At 49.3% G+C, this 23,664-nt stretch carries 33 protein-coding genes and 3 tRNA genes; 4 read left to right on the top strand and 32 right to left on the bottom strand.

What is annotated here, in order from left to right:
- Together tnpA and FTO70_RS07805 are read right to left on the bottom strand one after the other, a co-directional pair.
- On the bottom strand, positions 1–406 hold a 406-nt coding region (gene tnpA, locus FTO70_RS07810; RefSeq protein ID WP_255335183.1), incomplete at its 3' end, for an IS200/IS605 family transposase.
- Positions 407–579: 173 nt separating this feature from the next.
- Positions 580–930: a hypothetical protein gene (locus FTO70_RS07805; protein ID WP_255335182.1), complete on the bottom strand. Its 351-nt coding sequence runs from the start codon at positions 928–930 to the stop codon at positions 580–582.
- A 354-nt stretch (positions 931–1,284) separates the two neighbouring features.
- Between FTO70_RS07805 and FTO70_RS07800 the strand changes: the two genes are divergently transcribed.
- Complete coding sequence (locus tag FTO70_RS07800) at positions 1,285–1,803, top strand: gamma carbonic anhydrase family protein (RefSeq protein ID WP_255335181.1); 519 nt, start codon at positions 1,285–1,287, stop codon at positions 1,801–1,803.
- 179 nt (positions 1,804–1,982) lie between these two features.
- Here the strand turns inward: FTO70_RS07800 and FTO70_RS07795 are convergent, their stop codons facing one another.
- From FTO70_RS07795 to FTO70_RS07745, 11 genes are all read right to left on the bottom strand, one after another.
- Entirely contained in the window at positions 1,983–3,377 is a 1,395-nt protein-coding gene (locus FTO70_RS07795; protein WP_255335180.1) for a DUF2252 domain-containing protein, read from the bottom strand.
- 350 nt (positions 3,378–3,727) lie between these two features.
- Positions 3,728–3,812, bottom strand: a tRNA-Leu gene (locus FTO70_RS07790).
- A 108-nt stretch (positions 3,813–3,920) separates the two neighbouring features.
- Positions 3,921–4,008, bottom strand: a tRNA-Leu gene (locus FTO70_RS07785).
- Positions 4,009–4,248: 240 nt separating this feature from the next.
- A complete protein-coding gene (locus FTO70_RS07780; protein WP_255335179.1) occupies positions 4,249–5,049 on the bottom strand; it encodes a DNA-directed RNA polymerase subunit D in 801 nt (266 codons plus the stop codon).
- A 63-nt stretch (positions 5,050–5,112) separates the two neighbouring features.
- Positions 5,113–5,493: a 30S ribosomal protein S11 gene (locus FTO70_RS07775; RefSeq protein ID WP_255335178.1), complete on the bottom strand. Its 381-nt coding sequence runs from the start codon at positions 5,491–5,493 to the stop codon at positions 5,113–5,115.
- 2 nt (positions 5,494–5,495) lie between these two features.
- The gene (locus tag FTO70_RS07770) at positions 5,496–6,167 is read right to left on the bottom strand and encodes a 30S ribosomal protein S4 (RefSeq protein ID WP_255335177.1); all 672 of its coding nucleotides are present in this window, start codon (positions 6,165–6,167) and stop codon (positions 5,496–5,498) included.
- A 23-nt stretch (positions 6,168–6,190) separates the two neighbouring features.
- Positions 6,191–6,646: a 30S ribosomal protein S13 gene (locus FTO70_RS07765; protein ID WP_255335176.1), complete on the bottom strand. Its 456-nt coding sequence runs from the start codon at positions 6,644–6,646 to the stop codon at positions 6,191–6,193.
- Positions 6,647–6,979: 333 nt separating this feature from the next.
- A tRNA-Ser gene (locus FTO70_RS07760) sits at positions 6,980–7,062 on the bottom strand.
- Between the two features lie 95 nt (positions 7,063–7,157).
- On the bottom strand, positions 7,158–8,180 hold the full coding sequence (locus FTO70_RS07755; protein WP_255335175.1) for an RNA-guided pseudouridylation complex pseudouridine synthase subunit Cbf5: 1,023 nt from the start codon (positions 8,178–8,180) through the stop codon (positions 7,158–7,160).
- Between the two features lie 405 nt (positions 8,181–8,585).
- Positions 8,586–9,128, bottom strand: a complete 543-nt coding sequence (gene cmk, locus FTO70_RS07750; protein ID WP_255335174.1) for a (d)CMP kinase — start codon at positions 9,126–9,128, stop codon at positions 8,586–8,588.
- Positions 9,128–9,748, bottom strand: a complete 621-nt coding sequence (locus FTO70_RS07745) for a DUF106 domain-containing protein (RefSeq protein WP_255335173.1) — start codon at positions 9,746–9,748, stop codon at positions 9,128–9,130. The genes cmk and FTO70_RS07745 overlap by 1 nt, the downstream gene beginning before the upstream one ends.
- 649 nt (positions 9,749–10,397) lie before the next feature.
- On the opposite strand from FTO70_RS07745, the gene FTO70_RS07740 reads away from it, so the two are divergent.
- The gene (locus FTO70_RS07740) at positions 10,398–10,718 is read left to right on the top strand and encodes a hypothetical protein (protein WP_255335172.1); all 321 of its coding nucleotides are present in this window, start codon (positions 10,398–10,400) and stop codon (positions 10,716–10,718) included.
- A 296-nt stretch (positions 10,719–11,014) separates the two neighbouring features.
- On the opposite strand, the gene FTO70_RS07735 is transcribed toward FTO70_RS07740, so the two are convergent.
- Complete coding sequence (locus FTO70_RS07735; RefSeq protein WP_255335171.1) at positions 11,015–12,253, bottom strand: formylglycine-generating enzyme family protein; 1,239 nt, start codon at positions 12,251–12,253, stop codon at positions 11,015–11,017.
- Between the two features lie 491 nt (positions 12,254–12,744).
- Between FTO70_RS07735 and FTO70_RS07730 the strand changes: the two genes are divergently transcribed.
- Positions 12,745–12,888: a hypothetical protein gene (locus FTO70_RS07730; protein WP_255335170.1), complete on the top strand. Its 144-nt coding sequence runs from the start codon at positions 12,745–12,747 to the stop codon at positions 12,886–12,888.
- A gap of 86 nt (positions 12,889–12,974) precedes the next feature.
- Positions 12,975–13,520 (top strand): carbonate dehydratase, encoded by a 546-nt coding sequence (locus FTO70_RS07725; RefSeq protein ID WP_255335169.1) that lies wholly within the window; start codon positions 12,975–12,977, stop codon positions 13,518–13,520.
- Positions 13,521–13,642: 122 nt separating this feature from the next.
- Here the strand turns inward: FTO70_RS07725 and FTO70_RS07720 are convergent, their stop codons facing one another.
- From FTO70_RS07720 to FTO70_RS07635, 18 genes are all read right to left on the bottom strand, one after another.
- On the bottom strand, positions 13,643–13,921 hold the full coding sequence (locus FTO70_RS07720) for a sugar-specific transcriptional regulator TrmB (RefSeq protein WP_255335168.1): 279 nt from the start codon (positions 13,919–13,921) through the stop codon (positions 13,643–13,645).
- 167 nt (positions 13,922–14,088) lie between these two features.
- The gene (gene purE / locus FTO70_RS07715) at positions 14,089–14,604 is read right to left on the bottom strand and encodes a 5-(carboxyamino)imidazole ribonucleotide mutase (protein ID WP_255335167.1); all 516 of its coding nucleotides are present in this window, start codon (positions 14,602–14,604) and stop codon (positions 14,089–14,091) included.
- 264 nt (positions 14,605–14,868) lie between these two features.
- Positions 14,869–15,516 (bottom strand): adenylate kinase, encoded by a 648-nt coding sequence (locus FTO70_RS07710; RefSeq protein WP_255335166.1) that lies wholly within the window; start codon positions 15,514–15,516, stop codon positions 14,869–14,871.
- A 97-nt stretch (positions 15,517–15,613) separates the two neighbouring features.
- Positions 15,614–17,092 carry a preprotein translocase subunit SecY gene (secY, locus tag FTO70_RS07705; RefSeq protein WP_255335165.1) on the bottom strand — a complete coding sequence of 493 codons (1,479 nt, stop codon included), beginning with the start codon at positions 17,090–17,092 and terminating at the stop codon, positions 15,614–15,616.
- A 160-nt stretch (positions 17,093–17,252) separates the two neighbouring features.
- Positions 17,253–17,675, bottom strand: coding sequence for an uL15m family ribosomal protein (locus FTO70_RS07700; protein ID WP_255335164.1), 423 nt, complete (start codon positions 17,673–17,675; stop codon positions 17,253–17,255).
- A gap of 10 nt (positions 17,676–17,685) precedes the next feature.
- Complete coding sequence (locus tag FTO70_RS07695) at positions 17,686–18,147, bottom strand: 50S ribosomal protein L30 (protein ID WP_255335163.1); 462 nt, start codon at positions 18,145–18,147, stop codon at positions 17,686–17,688.
- Between the two features lies 1 nt (position 18,148).
- Positions 18,149–18,778 (bottom strand): 30S ribosomal protein S5, encoded by a 630-nt coding sequence (locus FTO70_RS07690; RefSeq protein WP_255335162.1) that lies wholly within the window; start codon positions 18,776–18,778, stop codon positions 18,149–18,151.
- Between the two features lie 9 nt (positions 18,779–18,787).
- The gene (locus tag FTO70_RS07685; protein ID WP_255335161.1) at positions 18,788–19,312 is read right to left on the bottom strand and encodes a 50S ribosomal protein L18; all 525 of its coding nucleotides are present in this window, start codon (positions 19,310–19,312) and stop codon (positions 18,788–18,790) included.
- Between the two features lie 15 nt (positions 19,313–19,327).
- Positions 19,328–19,792: a 50S ribosomal protein L19e gene (locus FTO70_RS07680; protein WP_255335160.1), complete on the bottom strand. Its 465-nt coding sequence runs from the start codon at positions 19,790–19,792 to the stop codon at positions 19,328–19,330.
- Positions 19,793–19,794: 2 nt separating this feature from the next.
- Positions 19,795–20,235 carry a 50S ribosomal protein L32e gene (locus FTO70_RS07675; RefSeq protein ID WP_255335159.1) on the bottom strand — a complete coding sequence of 147 codons (441 nt, stop codon included), beginning with the start codon at positions 20,233–20,235 and terminating at the stop codon, positions 19,795–19,797.
- A gap of 10 nt (positions 20,236–20,245) precedes the next feature.
- A complete protein-coding gene (locus tag FTO70_RS07670) occupies positions 20,246–20,776 on the bottom strand; it encodes a 50S ribosomal protein L6 (RefSeq protein WP_255335158.1) in 531 nt (176 codons plus the stop codon).
- 20 nt (positions 20,777–20,796) lie between these two features.
- A complete protein-coding gene (locus FTO70_RS07665) occupies positions 20,797–21,189 on the bottom strand; it encodes a 30S ribosomal protein S8 (RefSeq protein ID WP_255335157.1) in 393 nt (130 codons plus the stop codon).
- Between the two features lie 11 nt (positions 21,190–21,200).
- On the bottom strand, positions 21,201–21,353 hold the full coding sequence (locus FTO70_RS07660) for a 30S ribosomal protein S14 (RefSeq protein ID WP_255335156.1): 153 nt from the start codon (positions 21,351–21,353) through the stop codon (positions 21,201–21,203).
- On the bottom strand, positions 21,354–21,863 hold the full coding sequence (locus FTO70_RS07655; protein ID WP_255335155.1) for a 50S ribosomal protein L5: 510 nt from the start codon (positions 21,861–21,863) through the stop codon (positions 21,354–21,356).
- Positions 21,856–22,563, bottom strand: coding sequence for a 30S ribosomal protein S4e (locus FTO70_RS07650; RefSeq protein WP_255335154.1), 708 nt, complete (start codon positions 22,561–22,563; stop codon positions 21,856–21,858). The genes FTO70_RS07655 and FTO70_RS07650 overlap by 8 nt, the downstream gene beginning before the upstream one ends.
- A 13-nt stretch (positions 22,564–22,576) precedes the next feature.
- Positions 22,577–22,927 (bottom strand): 50S ribosomal protein L24, encoded by a 351-nt coding sequence (rplX, locus tag FTO70_RS07645; RefSeq protein ID WP_255335153.1) that lies wholly within the window; start codon positions 22,925–22,927, stop codon positions 22,577–22,579.
- Between the two features lie 10 nt (positions 22,928–22,937).
- The gene (rpl14p, locus tag FTO70_RS07640; RefSeq protein ID WP_255335152.1) at positions 22,938–23,336 is read right to left on the bottom strand and encodes a 50S ribosomal protein L14; all 399 of its coding nucleotides are present in this window, start codon (positions 23,334–23,336) and stop codon (positions 22,938–22,940) included.
- Complete coding sequence (locus FTO70_RS07635; RefSeq protein ID WP_255335151.1) at positions 23,333–23,662, bottom strand: 30S ribosomal protein S17; 330 nt, start codon at positions 23,660–23,662, stop codon at positions 23,333–23,335. Before FTO70_RS07635 ends, rpl14p begins: the two co-directional genes overlap by 4 nt.
- Between the last annotated feature and the right edge of the window lie 2 nt (positions 23,663–23,664).

Below are 23,664 nucleotides of genomic sequence, written 5' to 3'. Positions count from 1 at the left end.
TCACCTTTTGAGTTTCAATATACATTTGGATTACATCTTTTGTTGTATCTCCGCATGTTCCAACATAATAAGAAGGATTCCAGAGATGACCATTCCATAATCTACTCCTTATTTCAGGATGCATTTCAAAGAGTTTCTTTGCAGTAATCCCCTTAAATATTTTCACAATATCGACAGGGGCGAACTTTGGATGCATAACAATGAAAAGATGCACATGATCCGGCATTACTTCTTGAGTGACAAGAGTTATACCTTTTTCTTTTGCTATCTTTCCATGAAGCTCTTTCAAATCTTCCGCTATTTTTCCAATAAGGACTTTTCTTCTATATTTTGTAGACCATACGAGATGATAATTTGTATTATATACACATCCTCTTGCACGTATCCAGTGTTCTTTTCCGGTCATGTTAATATATACATATGGTAACCATGTGTGTATTAATTTAACGCTATTATGTTGAAGTTGACGGGCTGTATCCCACCATTGAAATGGCAGGGATTAGCCCTTACTTGATCCTAAAGAATCAGGCTAAAAAGAACCACGGCTTATAAAATATATTTATTAACTTTCTTATTTTTTTATACATCTTTTTTAAGGCGGCATCCCCTGTAAAGGACATCTCTCAGGTAAATAGTATGTAAAACAAGGTCCTTAACGAGGCTTGAACTGGCACCTTCATCCAGCTCAAAATCCAGTAAATATTCCTTCAATTTTTCAAAATTTACAGGATCCTCCGATTTGAGATACTCACGGCCCTTAAATAAAAGGAAAAGCGCCTTGCCGTGCATATCAAAACAGGCCTCCCTGCTTATTTCAAGATCGAAATTGAGAGATGCTAAAACCTGGGCAATAGGGGAGTTAAGTTCAAGCAGAACATTGTTCAAAGAGTCAAAGTCTATATTACCTGCACCAGTATTTTTTCCAGCCATAAGCTTTACAAAGTGGTTTAAAAATAAAAATTTTTTCGTTTTTTGTTACAAAATATATACTGTGTAAAGATGTGAAAAATTCCTTTCACAACCTTACCGGAACTGAACAAAATCATAGAAACTTTGGAGTGGTAATAGGTATCTAATTGCCCTGCGTATAATTCTTAGGACAATTGCGGCACCTCTTCAAGAGCCGCATGGACCGAATGACACGATTAAATGGAATGGGTAGATCTCATGACATGAATAGATTGCATGAATAGATTGCATGAATAGATTGCATGAATAGATTGCATGAATAGATTGCATGAAAAAACAATATTTGGCATTACATTTGACGAAAGGAGAAAGATAATGGCAATAATAGATTTTAAAGGCAAAAGCCCGAAAATCTCTGAAACGGCTTTTGTTGCAGGTTCTGCAGATATTATAGGGAATGTTGAGATTGGGGATTACTCAAGTATCTGGTTTAACGCGGTGATCCGGGGGGATGAAAACCGAATAAAGATCGGGAACCGCACAAGTATTCAGGATAATGCGGTTATCCATGTGGACACTGATGACGGAGTTGAGATAGGGGACAACGTGACAGTCGGACACGGAGCGGTACTTCATGGGTGCAAAATAGAAGATAATGTGCTTATAGGGATGAATGCGACAGTGCTGAACGGAGCAGAGATCGGGAAAAATTCCATAGTGGGAGCAAATGCGCTTGTGTCCCAGGGGAAGAAATTCCCGGCAAATAACCTTATTATCGGGGTTCCGGCTGTTGCAAAAAGGGAAACTAACGAAGCAGAGGTCGAGGCTGTAAGAGAGAATGCGGAGGAATATGTCGAACTGGCCAGGGAGTACAGGAAAGCAATTTTGAAGTGATCGGAAAAAAGGGCCGAAAAGCAGCCTGGAAAAGGACGATACAGGCGACTTCATCCAGTCTCCAGGCAAAGTGACCTTGATGGCGGTGATGACAGCCATTATGAGGAAGGCACCTGTGAACCACCCTCTTTATCGGCATTCTTGATGAATCATTCCCCCCTGGGGGACAAAATCACCACTCATATACCTTTCTCGGCTGCAATTTTACCGGACTCTACAGCCTCCACCAGCGTCTGGTAATCACGTTCAGTCTGGTCGGCGTAAGCCACGGCGAAGTCAGCAATGGCCCTGGCGAACGCGTCCCCTTTGCCGATGTATCCCGAGATCGCAGAAGCATCTCCCGTCCTGGCGTGGGCCCGGGCAAGGCAGACGCTGCACACCTTCAGATAGGTCTCCAGGCCGGCCTCATCCAGGGCAGCTACATCCATAGAACCCTTCATGTCTTTCAGCTGGCGCCAGTAGAACTGGATGCCAGTAAGCAATCCCTTATGCCAGCCCAGGAAAATGTCGCTGGCGGCCTGCATCAGCCGCTGTCCCAGCACCACACGCCGGGCATGGTTGCCATAGTCCCTCTTTTTGACGTAAGGCTCCAGGACAGACGGTCCGGCCTCTTTCAGCTGCAGGATAAGCGCATCATCTTTTGCACCTCCTTCAAGCAGGACAATTAAACAGAGCGTGCCGACACTGCCGATGCCGCCCACCCGCAAAGCCACTCCCGAGACCCGGAAGCGCGACAGGAGCAGACGCCGCTCTTCGGGAAGACTGGAAAGATACTCCAGCCACATCTTTTCAATATCCTGCTCAGTCAACTGGGCTTTCTGTTCCTCTGTCAGCAGCTCGCTCAGCCGCACCAGGAGCGGAGGATCATTGAGAATCCGCCGCCGCCCATCGACCAGTTCGGTGAGCATTTCCAGGGTCTGCTCGTGCGTATGCGTGCGGGCTTTCCGAACCATCTTCCGGGCGCCCTTTCGCGCCTTCCCCGAGGAGCGCTCAAAGGCCTCAAGGACCCTGTCCACATCCACGTTGAAATACCACACATCCAGAGTAGGAGCCAGGGAAAGGCGTAACATGGCATCCCTATAGGAACTGGTAACAGTCTCCGCCAGTTTCCTGTTAACATCCTCACCAAATTCATTCTCCCTGCCGGCCACTACTGCGCTTGCGGCCAGGCGCTTGAGGTCCCACTCCCAGGGACCCGCGTAAGTCTCATCGAAATCGTTGATGTCAAAAACCAGCTTTCTCTCCGGCGTGGCAAAAACGCCGAAGTTTAAGAGGTGCGCATCGCCGCAGAGCTGTACCTGCAAACCGGTTACAGGTGTTGAAGCCAGGTCGGCTGCCATCACGGTCGCCGAGCCTCGCAGGAAGGAAAAAGGCGATTCCAGCATGCGTCCGTACTTGATGGGCAGCAGGTGCTCCAGACGGCCCCTGTCCTGATCCCGGAGAAGGCTTATAGGGTCGGGACGGTCAGGGGCAGGCACCCAGGTCCCATGGCTGCTGCGAGACACCTCCTTGCGCAGGGCTTTGCCCCTTTCCCGGCGTTCCGAACGGTTAGCCGTCCTTTCATTATCTGACATTATGTCCCCCCCAGTAATATTCAGCTACCGTTTTTCTAATTCATTTTCTGCTACCAACGCCGGTTATTTATGTGCAGATGACTATAAAAATAGTTCATTTTAGGGTATTACGGGAAGCATGAAGAAATCCTTTCTTTGTGAAATAGAATCCAGGACTACTGTTGATTATTTAGAGGAGATTTGGAGCGAACAGAAAAACCAGAAAGTGTGCAATAGAGCGTATGATTACATGTGAAATTAGACTCGCCCCGTAACCGTAAATTCTGCGGTCACAAACGGCGATGAACGGAATGTGAGAAGGGTTATTAAAAAAGCATATTTTTAGAAGAGGATACTTAAAAAAAATTTAGTGCGAGGGATGGGATTCGAACCCACGAACTCCTACAAGACTAGGCCCTCAACCTAGCGCCTTTGACCTGGCTGGGCAACCCTCGCATCTTGTTTTATGACAAAGGAACAGATCCTTTGAATTGAATGAAGATTTTTGTAAAAATGATATTTGGAAGATAAAGTAAGTGATCAGGCAAACAGGACAAAGAAATTTGGTGCGAGGGATGGGATTCGAACCCACGAACTCCTACAAGACTAGGCCCTCAACCTAGCGCCTTTGACCTGGCTGGGCAACCCTCGCATCTTGTTTTCTTGCTGTTTTTCGGCGCGCTTTGCGCCTTGCACTCCCTCACAATATCATGGATAATATATAAACGTTTCGAGTCGTGAGGGACGCTGGTAAGAATTGCCGGAAGATCCCGTAAAAAACTGAACGGTTCCGGATGTATCCGGGCATAAAGAAAACCCGAATGTAGAGATTTTCCGGACCAGAAGCCTGGATACCGGAAAAAATTGGGTTTGAACCGACACTGAGCCAGGCTCAGAGCTGGTCCAGAATGCTGATCAGTTCTTCGGCTTTGCCTTTAACCACGCCTGAGGCGTTCAGGATGAGATCCCTGGCTGTATAAGAACCATCGGACTCCATAGTAAAGACAAACGCATTTTCATCGTAGTTTACCTTTATCGCATTGAGGTCACAGACCTGTTCGCAAAGCTTGCAGAGGGAACATCTGATGACGTCATCCTCGGAAATTCTTGCCCCTTCGGTCTCGACCCTTATAATGCCCTTGGGACATTCTGCTGCGCAGTGCCCGCAGGCATCACAGTTTTCAATGCTAATAATAGGTACGTTCTTATAGCCGCATGCAACGCCGGCCTGCCATTTGACGCTGTCTCTCCCGTAGCCCATATGAGCAATTGCCTCGAGCACGAGTTTCTGCCCCTTCCTGAGTTCAACAATAGGAACAGTGGGGTCCGCAGGCTGGATTTTGGGGTCAGAAGAGATCAGGTCCCGCGAAAAAACGGTTCCGGGCCCTTCCGCACTCAGGGTAAGGGAGACCTCACATGCAGGGCAGCCTTCTCCCCCACAGACATCGCACTCTGCCTGCGGCACATACGTCTCGTCATCCGTTACAAGCGGGATTAAGGAGAGACGGAGAGCCAGCTGTTCGTCATAGAGCACGGAAGTGTTGTCGTAGAGATTCACGTACTCAATCGCAAGAGTGGGGACATCGGCGACCATTGCACGCCTGATGCCGTTAGCAAAAGCCATGCTTACTTTTGAAAGCACGAACTTTGCAGATCTGTCCGATAACTCCAGAATGTCTACTTCCATCGTCATATACCTTAATTTCCCTTATTTTCTAAATTACCTTCAAAAAAAAGAAAAAATTGAAGGTTTCGCTTACACACGCCTTCCGCCCTTCGGGCGAGTTCCATCATGCGGGACAGGGGTAACATCCTCGATCCTGCCGATGCGGAGTCCTGCTCTTGCAAAAGCCCTGATTGCGGCCTGTGCTCCGGGACCCGGGCTCCTCTGCTTGTTCCCTCCGGGAGCTCTTACCCGGATGTGGATGCCATTGATGCCCTTGTCCTTCAGCTGGTCAGCGAGGTTGCCTGCCATCTGCATGGCGGTGTAGGGTGAACTTTCATCCCTTGCGGCCTTTACTACCATCCCACCTGAGGACTTTGCAATGGTTTCGGCTCCGGTAATGTCCGTAACCGTGATGATCGTGTTATTAAATGAGGACTTGATGTGAGCCACGGCCCATTTCATGTCTGCCATGTTTATCTCCTCCCTCCTTTCTTCTTTCCGCCTTTACCGCCTCTTCCGCCTCCTCTCTCAGGAACTCTGGCTTTAGCCTGCTTCTCTTCGGCAGCTGCTCTGAGGGTGAAACTGCGGTCTGCAAGGGCTGATGCCACCTGGACAGGTCTTTCAGGGTGGGATTCAGCAATAAGAGGGGAGCTTCCGTAGTACTCGATGTGCATCTCATCATCCCTTGAGATCAGCATTCCCGGAATGGTTGCTTTCCTTCCGTTCACTGCAATGTGCCCGTGGGTAATGAACTGGCGGGCCTGGAGAATTGTCCTGGCAAGCCCGAGACGGAGCACCTGGGTCTGAAGCCTCCTTTCAAGGATATTTTCGGTCTTCAGGGAAAGGATGTCATCGATGTTAGCGTCTGATTTGGTAATGCCGTAGCGGATAAGCTTGGAGAGGATCTCTTCGGACTGAGTCTTCAGGTGTCCTTCAAGCCCACCTTCCTTGCCTTCTGCAAACTTTGCAAGCAGGTTCCGGGCTTCGGAACGGTACATCCTGAGCATACTTGCTGCCTTCCAGACTTCTTTTTTGTTCCTGAGGCCGTATGCTTTGACCAGTTCGACTTCTGTAGCCATCCTGGCTTCCTGCCAGGGGTGTTTTGGCGTTTCGTAACTCTTACTCTTTTTACCTGGATATGCCATTTCAAATCACCTCAACCGGAAAATCACTTCTTCCTGCTGACACCTACGGTTGATCCGCGGCGGCCGGTGGATTTTGTTCTCTGTCCCCTGACTTTTAAGCCTCTCTCGTGTCTGAGGCCTCTGTAGGCACGGACCTTCTTCAGGTTGTTGATATCCTCTCTGAAGGTCAGGACGATGTCTGTTCCGAAAAGGTGCTTGTCCTGTCCGGTCATGAGATCTTTCTGCCTGTTAAGCATCCAGGTAGGAACAATATCTTCAAATTTCCCGATTGCAGCGTCGAGTTTTGCCACATCTTCCTCGGGAAGATATCCAAGTACAGCATCGGGGTCTACCCCTGCGCCTTTTGCAAGGAGTTTTGCCGCGCGCCTTCCAATTCCCGGAATTCCGGTTAAGGCATACTGCACAGGTTTTGCCCCCTGCAGGTCGGTATTCATGATACGAACAAGATGCATCAATTCTTCTGTATGTTCTTCTGCCATATACTTCCTCCAATGAGTACAGCACCCTGTAGCCCCTGATCGAATACCCTTAGAAGAATATGCGAAAAATCAGGAGCAGCTCTCAATAGGAGCTTCCTTACAGCATATACTGATGAGTTCCATTACATGCCATTGCCACTATATAAGACTATCTGCCCACGCTTTCCCGAATAAAAGGAATTGCCTGCAGAAATTTTCCTCATAAGTTTCCTGCAGGGTTTGAGGAGAGCCGTTAAAGACAGGTATACACTAAGAAAACCAATCCAGAAAAAGGAAAGAATTTCAGGTTGTAAACCGGAACTTCAGTGAATTAAAGGACTGAAAAATGTTTGACGCCGAGGGGGAGATTTGAACTCCCGAGGGGCTAAGCCCCACAAGCTTTCCAGGCTTGCGCCCTACCGCTAGACTACCTCGGCACATTACCTTATGGCCCGGCTTATACCATAAAGGAATTGTAATATATAAAGTTTATTCTAGAAATCCCGGAAACGGGTGCAGAGAAAAAGATTTTTTAAGGTTGAGGGATGACATTATCATCTTTTTTAGCCCAACCTCTCGGATAGGTCCCCGCCTCCATCATCACCCGTATAGGAACGGCCGCAATGCCTGCAGAGGCGCCCATAATCATTTCCGTGTTCATTTCAGCCTTTGCAAGGGCCACAATTTCCCCTTTCAGGGTAAAGACCCCGACAAGATCCCCTTTCCGGATATTTGAGTCAAGGCTGGTGATGCCCGGCACCGCAAGGGAGGCGCCCGAACAGACCGCATCCACAGCGCTGTCCCGCAGGATGATTTTTGGCAGGTGGGAGACGGCAGATTCCATGGGACGGACAACTTTCCGGATTTCGGATTCATCCCCGTCCTCCTGCCAGAACACATAAGCATCTTTCAGGTCCTGCAGGGTTATAAGAGTCGCCTCCGTAAACGGGCCTGCCTTTGTCCTCCTCAGTTCCTGCATGTGCCCGCCGCAGCCAAGCGCAAGCCCGATGTCGTGGCAGAGCTTCCGGATATAGGTCCCTGCCTCGCAGCCCACCCGAAAGAGCACCGAAGTCCCATTGATTTCTAGCACTTCAAGGTAATAGATCGTGCGCACCCTGAGTGCCCTTTTAACTGCCGACTTTATGGGAGGTAACTGGTAGATGGGGCCTACAAAATCCTCGCAGACCTCCCGGACATACTTTGCAGACACCGGCCTGTGCAGTTTCAGCAGGCAGATGTACTCCTTTCCGGAGAGGCGAAGCGCCGGGACCGCTTTTGTAGCCGTCCCGAGCAGGGTGGGCAAAAGCCCGGTCACCTTGGGGTCAAGAGAACCGGCGTGACCCGCCCGACTCACACCCAGAATGTCCTTTACCCAGGCTGCAACCTCGTGGCTTGTCGGGCCCGCAGGCTTGTCTATGTTTACGACCCCTTTTTTGATATATTCATTAATGGGGCGCTTTTCAGGGGCACAGCCGTATGCGGGATTTGTCCAGGCGCCGGACTTCCTGACCAGCGTCCTTTCAGCTTCTGATGGCAGTTTGCCGGCGGATGACATGGTTTATCACAATCTCCTTAATTGAATGTATAACATTGAAATAACAACATTGAGTTCGGATCGGACCGTTTGATGCGGAATAAACCGAAAAGTCCCCGGAAAATTTCCGGAACTTCTGGAAAATCCCTGACAATTTTCAGGGAATTCAGAATAAACCTGAAACCGTGTGTCCGGTATATCAGGTTCCGGCAGATAAAACTTTGCGCTTCATATAAAAATCCACGTATCAAGAAATCAAAGCACAGAATAAAAGCCAGTGCAGAAAAAGAAACATCCACCGGAAAAAAACAGTGCCGGAAAAGAACCTGGTACTGGAAAAAGCCAGTACAGGAAAAGAAACATCCGCCGAAAAAACAGTGCCGGAAAAGAACCGGGAACCGGAAAAAATTGAAGGGTGGAAAAAAATCAGGCAGGCCCACCCAGGGAATCGATTGCAACCCTGAGGATGTCCAGGGTCTGGTACTGGTTCCATTTCGCAGAGTCGATTACCAGATCATAGATGGAGAGGTCGGTGATATCGATCCCGTAATAATTCTTATACCTGAGGGCCTCGGACTTTTCCCTTTCAACCGTCTTTTCGAGCTCTTCGTCAAAGGAAAGGGATTTTTCCCTCCTCTGGATGCGCTGCACCCTGACCAGCATTGGAGCCTTGATCCAGACCTTCAGGACATTGGGAACTCCTTCTGCCATGTGCCCGGCCAGCCGGCTTTCAAGGATGATGTTGTCCTGGCTGTGGGCGATAGCTTTCTGGTTTCTGTCGATTTCCAGGTCAATGGTGGCATCTTTTTCTGCGAGAGCCCCGAATTCGGAGAGACTCAGGCCTCTCTCCTTTGCCAGCCTCCTGAAAATTTCCCCGGAAGAGATCAGCTCGACTTCGTAGTATTCGGCAAGCAGCCTTGAAATGGTGGTCGTCCCCGACCCCGGAAGCCCGCTTATCGTTAAGAGCATCAGACCCCACCGATATTCAGCACCTTCCTGATAATCTGGCTGACTCCCAGGGAGGAAATAAAGTACCAGTATATCCAGTACTGGAAGGGACCGAAAGCCTTGTCCGTAAGCAGCTGTTCGCCCCAGAAGGGAAAGAGCATTGTGGCTGAACCGTGCCCGCTGATGTAGTAGTACGCCCACATGAAAAGCGGAAGGGACAGGATACTGATGTAGGCCATGGGCTTGAACTGTTGCTTGGACATCTTCATCTGGTCGTCCATCATCTCCTTGCGCTGGTCTTCAAGCTTCTTCAGCATATAGGTGTTCTGGGAAAGCTGCGCCTCCCGAAACTCCTTCTGGAAAACCTTCATGCGCTCCTGGGTGTTCCTCATGAGTTCCCAGTCGATGGTATATTTCTGGATAAGGGACGCATAAATTGCAGTAATTGCCGCCATGGCCAGCAGGACCAGATGGAAATTTTCCGCTCCGACCAGAGCAAGCACGGGATCCATCAAAACCCCGACGGCCTCTCCTACAGCCTGCCTGAAGTCCTGCCCCAGGATCATTATCCCGAACATAAGGGAAAAACCGAAAGCCAGCAGGAACCGGTCGATTTGCTTTTTTAGAGTCTCTGAAACCAAGTTGTCCTCACCATTCAGGTTTGATAAATGTTAATTCCGAAATGTTAATTATGACTCTTTTGATTCGTGTGATTCTTTTGACTCTTATGAATCTTATGATTCCTTCAAAAGAAGGACGAATCCGATAAAGTGAAGCCCGATGAACGTAAAGCACGAATAAACCGGCCCAGAAGAAGAGCCGAATATAAGATGTTTACACAGGGTTTTTCTGGTTAATAAGTTTCGATGTATATATAAGTTATACTATTTGAGTAAATTAAGGTAGAGGTTTTCCTTCTGGTAATCGATTCAAGTTTACAATCAGGTTTATGTTGAAGTAGTAATCACTCCGAACAGGGCTGCATGAATAGTATATCCCCGTCGAACTTGTCCGGCCGAGTTCCGGGTCGGCATCGCAGAAGAACCCCAGCAACTGAAGAAGATAAATCTCAAAAACCCAAAAAGCCGGCATCCCAAATCTGAAGCTCTTGAACGTAATCCCACTACCACCTTCAGAACTTAACGTTTAGCCCTACCGGAAGCAGCGGTGAAGAAGCTTTGAGATAATTCAGTTCTGGCGGCTGGAACACGCATCGAACCATCGAACCTTCGAGCTTCACCGGGATTACTTTTTACTTCCAACTTAAAGTGGTAAAATGCTAATGGAAAAATGGAAGCCGAGAAAGCCGGGGAAAGAAGGGAAGGGGAACTCGCAGCCCTTGACATTACACGGACCCTGAACGAACTCCGGGACCAGTGCGTAAACGACAAAGCTTTTGCAGTTAAGGTAACCGTGGAAGTCCTGAAGAAAAAGGTGAGGGATGAAAAGTCCCTTGAGCATCTTGAAAGCGTTGGAAAAATGCAGGATGCCCTGTGCGATGACCCGTTCCGCAAACTGGAGGAGACGCATAAGACAAGGGTGCTGGAATTGTGCAACTACATTGAAGAAGCTTATTTTGCAAACCTGGTTCATGGAGATGAAGATAAGTAAACTGAGAGATTTGCGGGGTTAGATTTTGCACGAGTGACTTTTTTAAGGGTAAGCGAATTCTTATTTCGTTTTGAACTCCGCAAGCCACGTTAATTTTCCCTATTTTTCTCATTTCATTTTACAAATGCTCATGACGGGCTTTGTCAGGGGATACTGCCCCGGTGAAGTGAAAGTAACCATCTTTAAAAAGAGGACTAGTTTTAAGATGGATAAGTTTTGCTATGTGACATTGGAATTTTTTCAGAATGGAAAGGAAAGGAAAGGAAAAGAAAGGAAAGGGCTGAGGAGGAAAAAGATCAGGCTTCCCTCAGCAGGCGGAAGCCCAGGTCGGGGCTGCGGGCATTTGGAGTGAACCAGATACGGTTTGCAGCCCGACAGTCTGCTGCGGAGCCTGTCACACTTCCACCCCTTGTGACGCGGTAGGAGAAGACTCCACCCTCCCAGGCCCTGCCGTCCTCGGGAGCCTCACTGTAATCGTTGTGCCAGGTGTCCTGAACCCATTCCCAGGCGTTGCCGTGCATATCGTACAGGCCCCAGGCATTTGGCTCTTTCAGACCTACAGGGTGCCGGGACCCGGAATAAGGAGTGGACTCAAACCAGGCGTGTTCGGCCAGTTTCGATTCTTCGTCCCCGAAAGAATACCTTGAACTGCTTCCGGCCCGGCAGGCGTATTCCCATTCAGCTTCCGAGGGCAGGCGGTATTTGGCCGTGCCCTCAAGCTTGTTGAGTTTTTCGATAAAGATCTGGACATCCTCCCAGGAAACTTCTGCTGCGGGAAGTTCGGACTCTCCGGGAGAAAGAGGCTCTGTCCCCATTACTTCGCACCATTGCTCCCCGGTAACTTCGTATTTGCCCAGGTAAAACGGCTTTTCGATCTGTACCGGGTGCACAGGACCTTCATCCTTCCCCCTGCCGGCCTCCTCTTCCGGAGAGCCCATAAGAAACTCTCCTGCCGGGATCAGGACGAACTCCATTTCGATGGAGTTTTTGAAACTGTCAGAAAGATCGGAAAAGGCAACCGGGGAATCAGAGACCGATTCAGGATTTTCAGGAGCGGGACGGGAAGAAGACAGTGAAGCCTCAACAGGGTCAACAGGTATATTTGCATGATTGTTGATGGGATTCCCGGCATCTTCTGCGGCTGGCAGGAGCCCGTAAATCAGCCCCCAGCCACCGGCCAGAAGGAGAAAGACAATCACAGCCCCAATAATCAACATATTCTTGAGGGGCTTTTCGATGATTCCTTTTTTTGGACCTGCGTTATCCGGACTTCCGCTTTTTGAAATCCTGGCCGGGACTCCGGATGGAGAGAAGAAAGGAACTGACTGTGATTTATCCTGTCCCTTTTCATTTCCGCCGTTTCCCGGTAATTCAAAGCCATCTTCGAGCCGTGCTTTAAGCTCCTGCTTTTCTTTTCCTAACCTTTCCTCCCTCTGCATCCTGAGCTTTCGGAGGCTCTCTTTTTCTTCCAGCAGGAGTTTTTCATCTTCGCTCTGGAATTGAATTCCTTCAACCACCTTTTCGGATTCTTTCATCCTGTTTCCCTGCCCTCAAAATAGGTATCTGAAACAACTGAAACCTGAGTTTTTAAGATGTTGAAAAATAAAGGATCCCTGATATGACAAATAGAAATCTGATAAAAAATTGATAAAATTACACACCTCGCCTAATTCAAGTATTGTTGTCGATAAACATTAAATTTGATTTCCTGGGCCACGATTATTATTTAGATAATTGTTAGGAGTATTAGACAATTAATATAAAAATTATGACGTTATTTGTCATCTCCTATAAGGAAATTAACCGTTTTAATGCGCTTTGCATATTATTGTTGGTTAGACCCACATTGGAAAGGCCTTTAATTTTCACTCTGCGAGAATAATTTCGCCAGTTCTATACATATTTATTTTATATTAATATTTTCGGAACTATTCACCAATATAATAAATTTTAATAATATATAAGCAAAAAGCGCCTCATGGTGTTGTTTATTTAACGGAATTAGAAACTCGGAGAAATAACCAAAATGATAGGCAGGAAGGAGACGACAGGCCTTCCCTTTCAAATGTCCTTTGCATTCAAAGTAAGTCCATTCGTAGGACAGGCAAAGATAAAGGATTTAACAACAAAAAAAGCTGTTCAGGAAATAAATTTAAATAACTTATCATAATTTATCATAAAAAGATATAGTAGCCTGAAAGTAAGATACAGGGATTTGATCCGAAACCCTTCAGGCCTGAAGAGGAGTTGAACCGAATGCACCTTCCAAACCCCCACAAACAGCACCCAAAGATAAGCAAAAGAGCCTGGATCTCCGAAACTGCAGTCATAATCGGAAACGTAACCATTGAGGATAATGTGTTTGTCGGGCCCAATGCAGTGATCAGGGCAGACGAGCCGGGGTCATCAATCACTGTATTTAGCGGCTGCAACGTGCAGGACAATGTAGTGGTCCACTCGCTTTCCAATTCGGAGGTGGTGATCGGCAGCAACACCTCCCTTGCCCACGGGTGCATCGTGCACGGGCCCTGCCGGATAGGGGAGGGCTGCTTTATCGGGTTCGGGGCTGTGGCGTTTGACTGCATCATAGGGAAAGACTCGCTGGTCCTCCACAAATCAATCATAAGGGGAGTTGAAATCGCAGCCGGCAAAGTGGCGCCTGACGGGACTGTAGTCACCAGCCAGGATAACGCCGATGCCCTTGAAAACATTACAAAAGATTTAAAAGAATTCAAAAGCTCGGTGGTCAGGGCCAACATCGACCTTGTGCACGGATACAAAAAACTTGCAGAAGGGGTCTGAAAAAAAGGTCTAAAAAAGGGTCTAAAGAAAGGATCTGAAGAGAGAGATGAAAAAAGAGTATAAAAAAGGGAGCTGGAATAGGGACTGATAAAAGTAAGGAAGTTCCGGACCCTGTTATAACATTAAAGGTATTTCCCTTCCAGTTTTTCCAGGACCTTTCGTCCCGTATCGGTCAGGATATACTTTTTCCAGGTCGTTTTTTCAGGGGTAAGGCATTCAATCAGGCCCATGACCTCAAGTTCTTTTAAGGCACGGCTGATATTCTGCGTCGACCTGCTGGACTCATGGGCAATATCCGAAGCCCGGACTGCAGTGTGCCTTTTCATGGATTCCATAAGGATAAGGCGGCGGTCAACGCTGATAACCCATTTAATCAGTTCATCGATTGAGTTTTCGGGCATATTAACTCAGGTTCTCCATCACAAGGTTCCTACTGACATAAGCAGCCGCATACTATTTAAAATTTAATCGTTCTGCAGCGTCGGATAAAGGATGCTAAAGACCTGAGACGCTTGAAAAGCACAAGCAAGAAATGGAAAAAAGTAAAAATATGAAGAAATAAAACCCTTCATAAACCGCTTGTCTCTTCCCGGTCCGGGACAAGCTCTTTCAAAAGGCTTTCTGCATCCTTTTCGATCTTTTCGACAAGCTCTTTTCTGTGATTTGCAAGCCTCTCTGCCAGCGCCCTGTTCTCCACTGCCATAATCTGGGCAGCAAGAATTGCGGCATTATCTCCTCTTCCGATCCCCACGCAGGAAACAGGGATCCCGGTAGGCATCTGGGCAATTGACAGGAGGGCGTCTATGCCGTCGAGAGCCGAGTTTACCGGAACGCCTATCACGGGCCTTATCGTGCTTGAGGCTACAACGCCGGGGAGGTGGGCCGAAAGTCCTGCAATGGCAATGAAGACCTTTACGCCGTTTTTATGGCCGGTTTCTATTATTTCGGCAAGCCTTGCCGGAGTTCTGTGAGCGGATGCAACCGTAATGGTATACTCGATGCCAAAACGGTCGAAGATTTCAATCGCTTTTTTTGCGATTTCCTTATCGGATTTGCTGCCCAGGATTACTACGACATCAGTCATGGTTTACCTCAGTTCCAGAGTATATGAAAATATATGAGAAATTATTTAAACTTTTACATCCCGGAAGCTTGGGAAAATAAAAACCGTCCCGACAAAAAAAATCAAAAGGCTCAGAGCTAAAAAAAGAACGAAAAACCGGAAAGAAGGATAAAAACGTAAAATGAAGGAGAACAGAAAGTAATCAAACCAGAAAACAGAAAGTAATCAAACCAGAAACAAAAATCAAAAAACAGCCAAAACGCAAAATAAAAGAAAAAGGAAATTTCAGGCAAACTTTGCCAGAATTCCTTTTACGTCTTCGAAGACAACGTCGATGTCCTTTGTGCCGTCAAGAGTCACTAAGATGCCCTTTGCCTCGTAGTATTCGATGAGGGGCTGGGTCTGTTTCTTATAGACATCGAGGCGGTTCAGGACAGCATCTGAGGTGTCATCGGCGCGCTGGTAGACTTCGGCTCCGCAGGCGTCGCAGATGCCTTCCTCTTTGGGAGGGTTGAAGGTCTTGTGGTAGCTTGCACCGCACTTGCACATGAGGCGCCCGCTGATCCTTTCGACCAGTTCCTCGTCCGGGACTTCAAAATTGAGGACGATGTCGATGGGTTTTTCAATCTCTTCCAGGATCACGGCCAGGGCATCAGCCTGGGGGACGGTCCTGGGGTAACCGTCAAGGATAAAGCCTTTCTCACAATCGGCTTCATTGAGGCGGTTCTTTATGATTCCGATCAGTACCTCGTCGGGAACAAGTTCACCCTTGTCCATATACGCCTTTGCGGCGAGGCCCAGTTCGGTTCCTTCCCTGACATTTGCCCGCAGGATGTCTCCTGTGGAGATCTGCGGGATTCCGTAGAAATCAACCAGTTTTTTGGCCTGGGTGCCTTTCCCGGCACCTGGGGGCCCGAAGAGTATTATATTCATTTGAAGATCCCCATTTTTGTGTCCGTTGTTTGATTGTTCCGGTTAATGTGTTACTCTATTGCTAGATTCCTTTGCTGCAGGTTTAAGGTATCAACCCTTACTGCTCCCCGAAGAAGGACCTGATCATCGGGTGCATTTCCATCATCTGCTCGGAAGCTATGTCCTCGTACAGGCGGTAGACAATACTCACAGTCAGCAAGAGACCGGTACCACCAGCACTTCCCAGGGTACCCAGCAGGCTTGCAACCAGAGTCAAAAGCCCGATGAAGGCACCTCCGATCACGGTGACCTTTGGGATGTACCGCTGCATGACTTTTTCAATGCTGCCTACGTTCCTCCTGAACCCTGGGATCTGCATTCCGGAGTTGAAGATCTTCTGAGCAGTGGGTTTGGCACCCATGCCTGTGGTTTCTATCCAGAAGAGGGCAAAGATAATCCCGCCCCCGATCAACATCACGGCGTCAGCAAAGACGTGGAGCCCGATCTGCCAGAAGGCCGGAGCCGGAGCCCCGTACCCTGCGAAAGATTCCCGTACAAGGGACGGAATCCAGTCATAGGGGCTGTTGATGGGCGCAAGGTAGTACATAATCCCGTTGAGGGGTTTTGAACCGCTGAATTCCCCAAGGAACGTGATCCCTCTGCTATAGAGGATGATCCCGATCATCTGGATGTTGGCCTGAAGGGCCCTTACAAGGATCATGGGGAGGACGGATGCATACACAAGCTTTACAGGGAAACGGCCCCTGGCACCCCTCACCGCGCTGTGGGCGAGAGGAATTTCGATTCTCGTACTCTCTACAAAGACCACAAGCAGGAAGATGACAACCGTGCTCAAGAGCGCAAGGATTCCTCCCCTGACAAGCAGGAACATAAGTCCCTCGCCTGAGAACAGGTAGTCTGCCCCTACATTCTGGGCGATGTAGATCCACTTGGGGATCAGTCCTACCGGAAGCCCCGAAGTGTCAAGCTGCCAGTTGAAAATCCCTGTAACTATCTGCTGTGAGATTCCTGCGACGATGAAAAGTCCGACACCTGAACCGATACCCCACTTAGAAACAACCTCGTCCATGAAGAGGATCAGAACGCCTCCGATAAAGATCTGGACAAGGAGCAGGAAGGTGATTACTCCCAGGCCTACACCGAGCTCAGTCGCAAGCCCGGGGTCCGGCTGGATGTACCCGCCAAGAAGCTGCGGCAGGGCTTCCAGAATGATCATGACCAGGACAAGGAACTTCTGGCCTCCCTGGAAGAATGCCTGATCTTTAGGGTCCGAGAGGTCCATTTTGATGATATCCGCCCCAACAAGGAGCTGCAGGACGATGGAAGCCGTGACAATTGGCCCGATACCGAGGAGGATCAGTGACCCTGAAGCCCCGGCAAAGAAAGCGCGGTATGATTCAAAGAGGTCGATCGAATCCCGAGACATTCCAAAAAGCGGCACGTTTGCCAGAGCAAAGTACAGCACCAGAATCCCCAGGGTCCACCAGAGCTTATCCTTGAAGTGGACATGTTTTTCCGGACTTGCGACTGCAGGTAACCTGTTAAAAAACGGTTCTAACGTATCCCTGAGAGTCATCGATTACACCATTTCAAAATGTAATTTTATTGATACTGTTGAAAATATGTGGAAGTTACTTTTGCTATATTTTACTACAAACACCTTGGTATATAGCTTATCTCATATGAAAAAGTAATGCCAAAAGAATGAAAAATAAGTAATGTCAGGAAGACATTACTTATTCGGCGTCAATGCAGCTTCCGCCTGCATTTTCGATTTTTTCGCGGGCAGATGCCGAGAACTCTTCCGAAGTAACCACAAGGTTCTTCGTGACACGTCCGCTTCCGAGTACTTTCTCGATCCCGAGATTCTCAAGGTTGATGTGGTATGCCCCATCCTTGACTTCTGCAAGTCCTTCTTCAACAAGATAGGGAGCAAGTTCGTCGAGTTCGCCCACATTAACTATGGAAACGTCTCTGGATACTTCCTCAGGTCGCTTGAAACCGTGCTTCCCGTAGCTGTATCCCCTCATCATAGCTCTTACGAAATGGTGTTTGCAGCCACCGGCTTTCCCGCGGCCTCCACGGTTTCCGGCGCCACGCCTGTTCTTGCTGGTGCCTCCTCCGCAGGTCCTGGATCCTCTGAACTTCTTTATATCCATTCCAACCACCTTATCTCATCTTGTGCAGGAGCACGTTGATATCTTCACCGTGGTTCCCGAGAACTCCGCCCTGCTGAACGGTCCTTTTAATCCCTGCGTGCCCTTTTCTGGGCGGGTGAAGCCTGAAAACAGGCTTCAGTTTGGGGATGTCCTTAAGAGTTGCCTTTCCTTCGATTACGGCTTCAGCAAAGGCTTCAATTGAGTCATAGTCAGTGTTTTCTCTGACGTATTCCTCGGTCAGGCGGGTGTCGCCTTCAAGTCTGCCGCGGTTCTCGAGGATTTCCGCAAGCGCCTTCGCATCAACTTTCCCGTATGCAACGTAGTCCTTAACCTTCTGGACCATACCCTTGTAGTGAGGAGTTTCGGGCACAAGCACACAGTGGTTGACCTTGTGCAGCCGAAGCATCTTCATGGTGTCCTCTATTGTGTAGCGGACATTTACCTGGCCTCTCACTCTAACAATTGCATACATCTCAGGCTTCCTCCTTACCGTAGTTCACAGGCAGCCTCACCACATTGACCTGGGCCAGGGCATCAAAGGTAGCCTTTGCGAAGTTAAGAGTTGTCCTGGTGGTCCCGTAGGTCTTGGTCCACACGTCCTTGATACCGGCCTTTTCCAGCACCTTGGTTGCGGTGTTCCCGGCAGCGATTCCGAGCCCTCTCGGGGCCGGAATCAGGGTAACGGTAACACTGCCTGCCTTTCCGCTGACCTCATAAGGCACGGTGTGCGGCAGCCCGCAGGCGCATTCCCATGACCCGCAGCCTCTGCGGATGTAGGTAATGTTGAGCTTTGCGGCGTCAATAGCCTTGCGGATTGCAGGCCCTACCTGCACGTCCTTTGCCTGCCCGAGCCCCACATAGCCGTTCCTGTTTCCGACGATCACGGTTGCTCTGAACTTGACACGGCGCCCGGAGTCAGTCATCCTCTGGACCATGTTGATGTCGAGAACCTCGTCTTCCAGATCCGGAAGGAGCATATCAATAATCCGGGGTTCCCTTATAGGCAGGCCTGACTTGATTGCCTCTTCCATAGAAGCAACCTGTCCTTCGACAACCAACTTTCCAAGCCTGGTTTTCGGAACCCATTCTTCCTCGAATGCCATTTAATCACCTTAACTAAACTCAGCAAAGATTTTCTCTTTGGTTGCTTCAAACTGCTCTGGCAGGTCTGAGCTTTCTTCCCTGTACTCTGCAATGTGCTCTCCCCGGATTCTCTCATCCGACGGGAAAACTTCAGGGCTGCAGGGGACTTCAAAGCCTGAGTCTACAATCCCTTTAAGGGCAGCATAGACTCTGGAACCCGCAGAGGAAGCCTGGAGCCCGATGTCAAGCACGCCTCCTTCATAGCCTTTCTGCAGGCTCTTTAACCCGAACAGGAGCCCTGTCAGGTATGCAGCTGTTGTATTCCCGGTAGATCCGGTGTAGCCGTACTTTGCAAGTTCACTTGAAACGGCCGAGGAGTAAGTTAAGTCCCCTTCCGGAGTCGGAGCTATTAACTGAATCTGAATGTTCCTCGCACTCTTTCTCACGACTACCCTGTCCCGCTTTGAAAGCAGTAACTTGAGGCGCAGGTGATAGTTGGTGCGGCCTTCTCTTCGTCTTCTGAAAGGAACCTTATATCTTGGTCCTGTTGCCATCTTCAGCTCCTCCGTTTATCTAGCTTCTTCCTTTGTTAACAGTTTTTCGGACTCAAGGTGGGACTCAAGGTGAGCAACGCTTCTGTATTCGCCGCCTTTTGCCTTCCTGTAGAGCCTGCAGTACACGGACTTTTCAAGTGCTCCGTCTGCACGCAGCTCTTTGAGTCTTCTCCTCAGGGCGCGGATCTTTTTGACCCACTGTTCCTTCTTCGGAGTACGGGCCCCTTTTCTACCCTTTCTCGAACCGTGGCCCTTGCGGTGTCCGTACTTACGTTTAGCAGCAAGAGCTCTGGCTCTGCCTCTGCTCACGCCTTTGATTGGCTTGGCTTTGATCGTGCCGTTCTCAATGAGCCCGCGGACATCTTCCCTTGTGATTGCGGAAGCGATTTCCTCGGAGGCTTCGGGGTTAAGCCATACCCTGTCAAGCCCGCATTCAAGAATCCTGGAAGCTAACTTCCTCTGGTTGGACAGGTTTGACATTTTTATTCACCTCTTCCGGGGTTCAGCACCTTGATCCCGAGCTCTTCAGCCTTTGCCAGGATCACGGCTTTCTTCTTTGTACCTACCTTCCCTGCGATCCTGATAGCCTCATAAGAGGGGTCAACAAGCTCAAGTTCGGGAATGCTGGAAATCAGCACGTCGGTGTAACCCGAGGGGTGCAGGCCTTTTACAGCAGCAGGGCTTCCATACCCTACCTGTGCGAGGGCACCTTTTGCAACGTATTTTCTGCGCTGCTTGCCCTGAAGACCTCTGGGGCGCCTCCAGTTAGAGTCAAGCCTCTTGAACTTGTGGCTGCAGGTCCTCTTGAACTGGGGCTTCTTCCCCTTCTGGACCTTTCTCACATTGAATAAGCGCCTGGATTCAGGATCCATATCAAGGGTGGAAACTGAAGTACCTTCATTTTCATTGAATTCTTCTGCCATCATTACCACCTCAGGCCTTCTGGACAATGTAGATTCCATCCTGGAAGACCCTGGGATCGAACCTCTTGATCTTGGTCTTCTGCTCGATGTTTGCCGCAGTCTGGCCAACATCTTCCTTGCTGATTCCGGAGACAACTACTTCGTTTCCGCTGACCTTTACCTTGGTCCCTCCGAGAATTTTTGCAACCCTTGGCTTCTTTTCTCCAAGGAAATTCCCGATCACGAATGTGTTGCCTTCGACTTTTACCTGCATAGGGAAGTGGGCGTACACGACAGTCATCTTGTACTCAAAGCCCTCGTTTACGCCTTTGACCATGTTTCTGATGTGGGAAGCGAAAGTTCCCACCATGGCCTTCTGCTCCTTTCTGGACAATTCGGCGTCCACAAGGACCTCATCTTCCTTTACGTCAATACTGATCCCAGGGTACCAGAGCTTCCTTTCAATGGTACCTTTGGGGCCCGTGGCAGTAAAGACATCCCTGGAAATGGAGACGGAGACTCCTTCAGGAATCTTTATTTTCTTTGCAATTTCCTTTGCCATTTCTTGTGCTCCCTCCCCGATCAGTACACATAAGCAAGAAGCTGTCCGCCGATCTTCTTCTCACGGGCCTCGTACTGGGACATGACTCCGCTTGAAGTGGTCACAATGAGTGCACCAAAGTTCTTTGCCGGCAGGAACTGCTTTTCCGAGCGCTCGAAACTGTCGGCTCCTACGGAATACCGCGGCTTGATTGCACCGCACTTGTTAATCCTTCCCACGAGAGAAACACTGTAAACACCGGCTTTTCCGTCATCGATATATTCGAACTCACCGATGTAACCAAGGTCCTGCATAACCTTCAGCACATTGCCGATGGTTTTTGAGGCAGGCCTGATAACACAGGAGCTCTTCCCGACAGATTCAGCGTTCTTGATGGTGGAAAGGGCATTTGCAAGAGGATCAAGTAAAACCATGTTTCATCACCTCATGAATATTTCTCAAAGCCCATCTCGTGGGCAATATCTCTGAAACAGTGCCTGCAGAGGTATATGCCGTATTTGCGAACCAAACCCTGCTTCCTTCCGCACCGCTTACACTCGTTTGCTCCTCTTCCGAACGTCTTTTTCGTCTCTACCATTTACATGACCTCCACGCCATAGCTTTCGTTCAGGAAGGCGATCGCATCATCTACGGTAACCCTGTGGCCCGTAGGAATCTTTCTTTTTGCGATTCTTCTCTTGTTGATCCTCTCTCCGGGGCGCTTGAGCACAACGATAATGTCCATTCCGAAAACTCCGATGTTCGGGTCGTATTTCATACCCGGGAAGTCGGTGTGTTCTTCAATCCCGAAAGAGACGTTCCCGAGGGAATCAAACTGGGACCTGGCAAGGCTTTTCTCGACGATCCCCAGAGCTGTTTCCAGGAACTCCTCGGCCCTTTCGCCTCTGAGAGTTACCTTACAGCCGATAGGCTCGTTCTTCTTGATAGCGAAAGCCGGAAGGGTCCTCTTGGCAAAGCACCTTACGACTCCCTGCCCGGTAATAGTCCGGAGGATTTCTTCCGCATCTACCAGGTGCTGGCCACTTTCCCCTACGCCCATGTGGACGATCACTTTCTCAACCACAGGAGTGCGCATCGGGTTACTCATGGAGCTCACCACCAAGGCGGATCTCAGGCTTGTCCTCGCCAATCACAATCACGTAGTCTTCAATGGTTTCAAATTCGGTTTCCCCGGAAATTGTAACCATGTTGTGCCTGGAACTCTTGACTTCCTTGATTTCCTTGATCTTTCCGATTTCCCCGGAGTGCTGGCCGCCTACAACCATTGCAAGGTTGCCGACCTTAAACTCCAGGTGCTTTACGACCTGCTTGTCGGGAATGGAAAGGATAAGGGAGTCCTTGGTACCGTACTCGTTGGAGCCGGGGATGTTGGTCCCGTCACTAAGATTAAGCTGGACTTTCCCTCCTTTGAGGGTGTTCTTGTTGTTGATCCTGCAAAGTTTGTTTACTTTCGTTTCGTTCAACTTGTGGAGGGTCAGGCGTCCCTTTTCATCCTGAAGCATCCTGTATGCCTCGTTCATGAGGGGAACTGAAATTACGTCAAAGAGCCCTACCGGGAACCTAAGGTCCTTTCTGGGAATCCCGTCTACAAGGATCTTGCCTTCGGAGAGGACCCTTTTCCCTTCCCTGCTGTTGTCCACAAGCTTGAGAACGTCCCGGATTATGATCCCGAGTGGAAGACTGCGTGCCTGGCTGTGGGGTCCAGGGCGGGTGGTGGAGACCCACTTGTTACCCTTTCTACCTGCCTTCCAGCTCTTTGGAACTGATAATCTTTTCTGGTGTGTCACAAAATCACCTGCCTCACTTCTTGATGCTTGACGCTCTGCGCCCGTCCTTCATTTCCAGCTTCGTGATCATGACGTTGGATGGATAGATGGGCCTCGGGACTTCGGTGCCGTCCACCTTGGTGGAAATGACTCCGTCCACGTTAATGGTTCCGTCCTTAAGGGATACGGACTGGACCTTCCCTTCCGTGCCCTTGAAGTCTCCACGCATGACCTTTACGGTGTCACCGGTGACGAGTGCAGCGCTTCTTGTCCCGTACTGCTTGGAGAGTTCCTCGCTGAGCCTTGCACCCATAAATTTCTGTCTGATATGAAGAGGAGCGGTGTATCTTGCCTTTCTCTGCTTTCTGGGCTGTTTAGAGACCATCGCTATCACCTCAGACAATAATGGATGCGGTTGTCCCGATCTTCGGGAACCTTTCAGCAACTTCCCTGGCAACCGGGCCCTTTATGTCCGTGCCTTTGGGAATCCCATCTTCGTCCGTGATCACCATTGCATTGTCTTCAAAGGAGACGTGCAGCCCGTCCGGGCGGCGGAACTCCTGCTTCTGGCGGACCACCACTGCAAGGAGGACTTGTTTCCTCATTTCGGGTGTGCCTTTCTTCACGGACACGACGCACATGTCCCCAATTCCTGCGCAGGGCATCCTGTTCTTGACGCCGCGGTACTTCTTCACGGAGATGATCTCAACGACCTTGGCCCCGGTGTTGTCCACACAAGGGATCTTGGCCCCTGCGTTAAGGGCGCGAGGGATGTTGGAACGTATGCCTTTCATTTGGGCACCTCCGCTTTGACGACCACATAGGACTTGGTCTTGCTTATAGGCCTGCATTCCGCAATCGTGACAATGTCCCCGACTTTTGCGGAAATGCACGGCGGGTTATGTGCATGAATCTTCGAGCGTCTCTTTTCATATCTCTGGTATTTCGACACCATCTTCATGTATTTCCGTTCGATGACTACCGTATTGTCCATCTTGCTGCTGACCACGGTTCCCACGAGGATCTGACCTCTTACCGGGAGTGTACCGTGGAAGGGACAATATGCATCGTCACATTCCTCTGATGGCGCCGGTATGTTTAATCCAATATCTCTTGCCATGA

This window comes from Methanosarcina sp. KYL-1 (assembly GCF_024372725.1).
Taxonomy (GTDB): Archaea; Halobacteriota; Methanosarcinia; order Methanosarcinales; family Methanosarcinaceae; genus Methanosarcina.
This window is presented reverse-complemented; position numbering and strand designations above follow the sequence as displayed.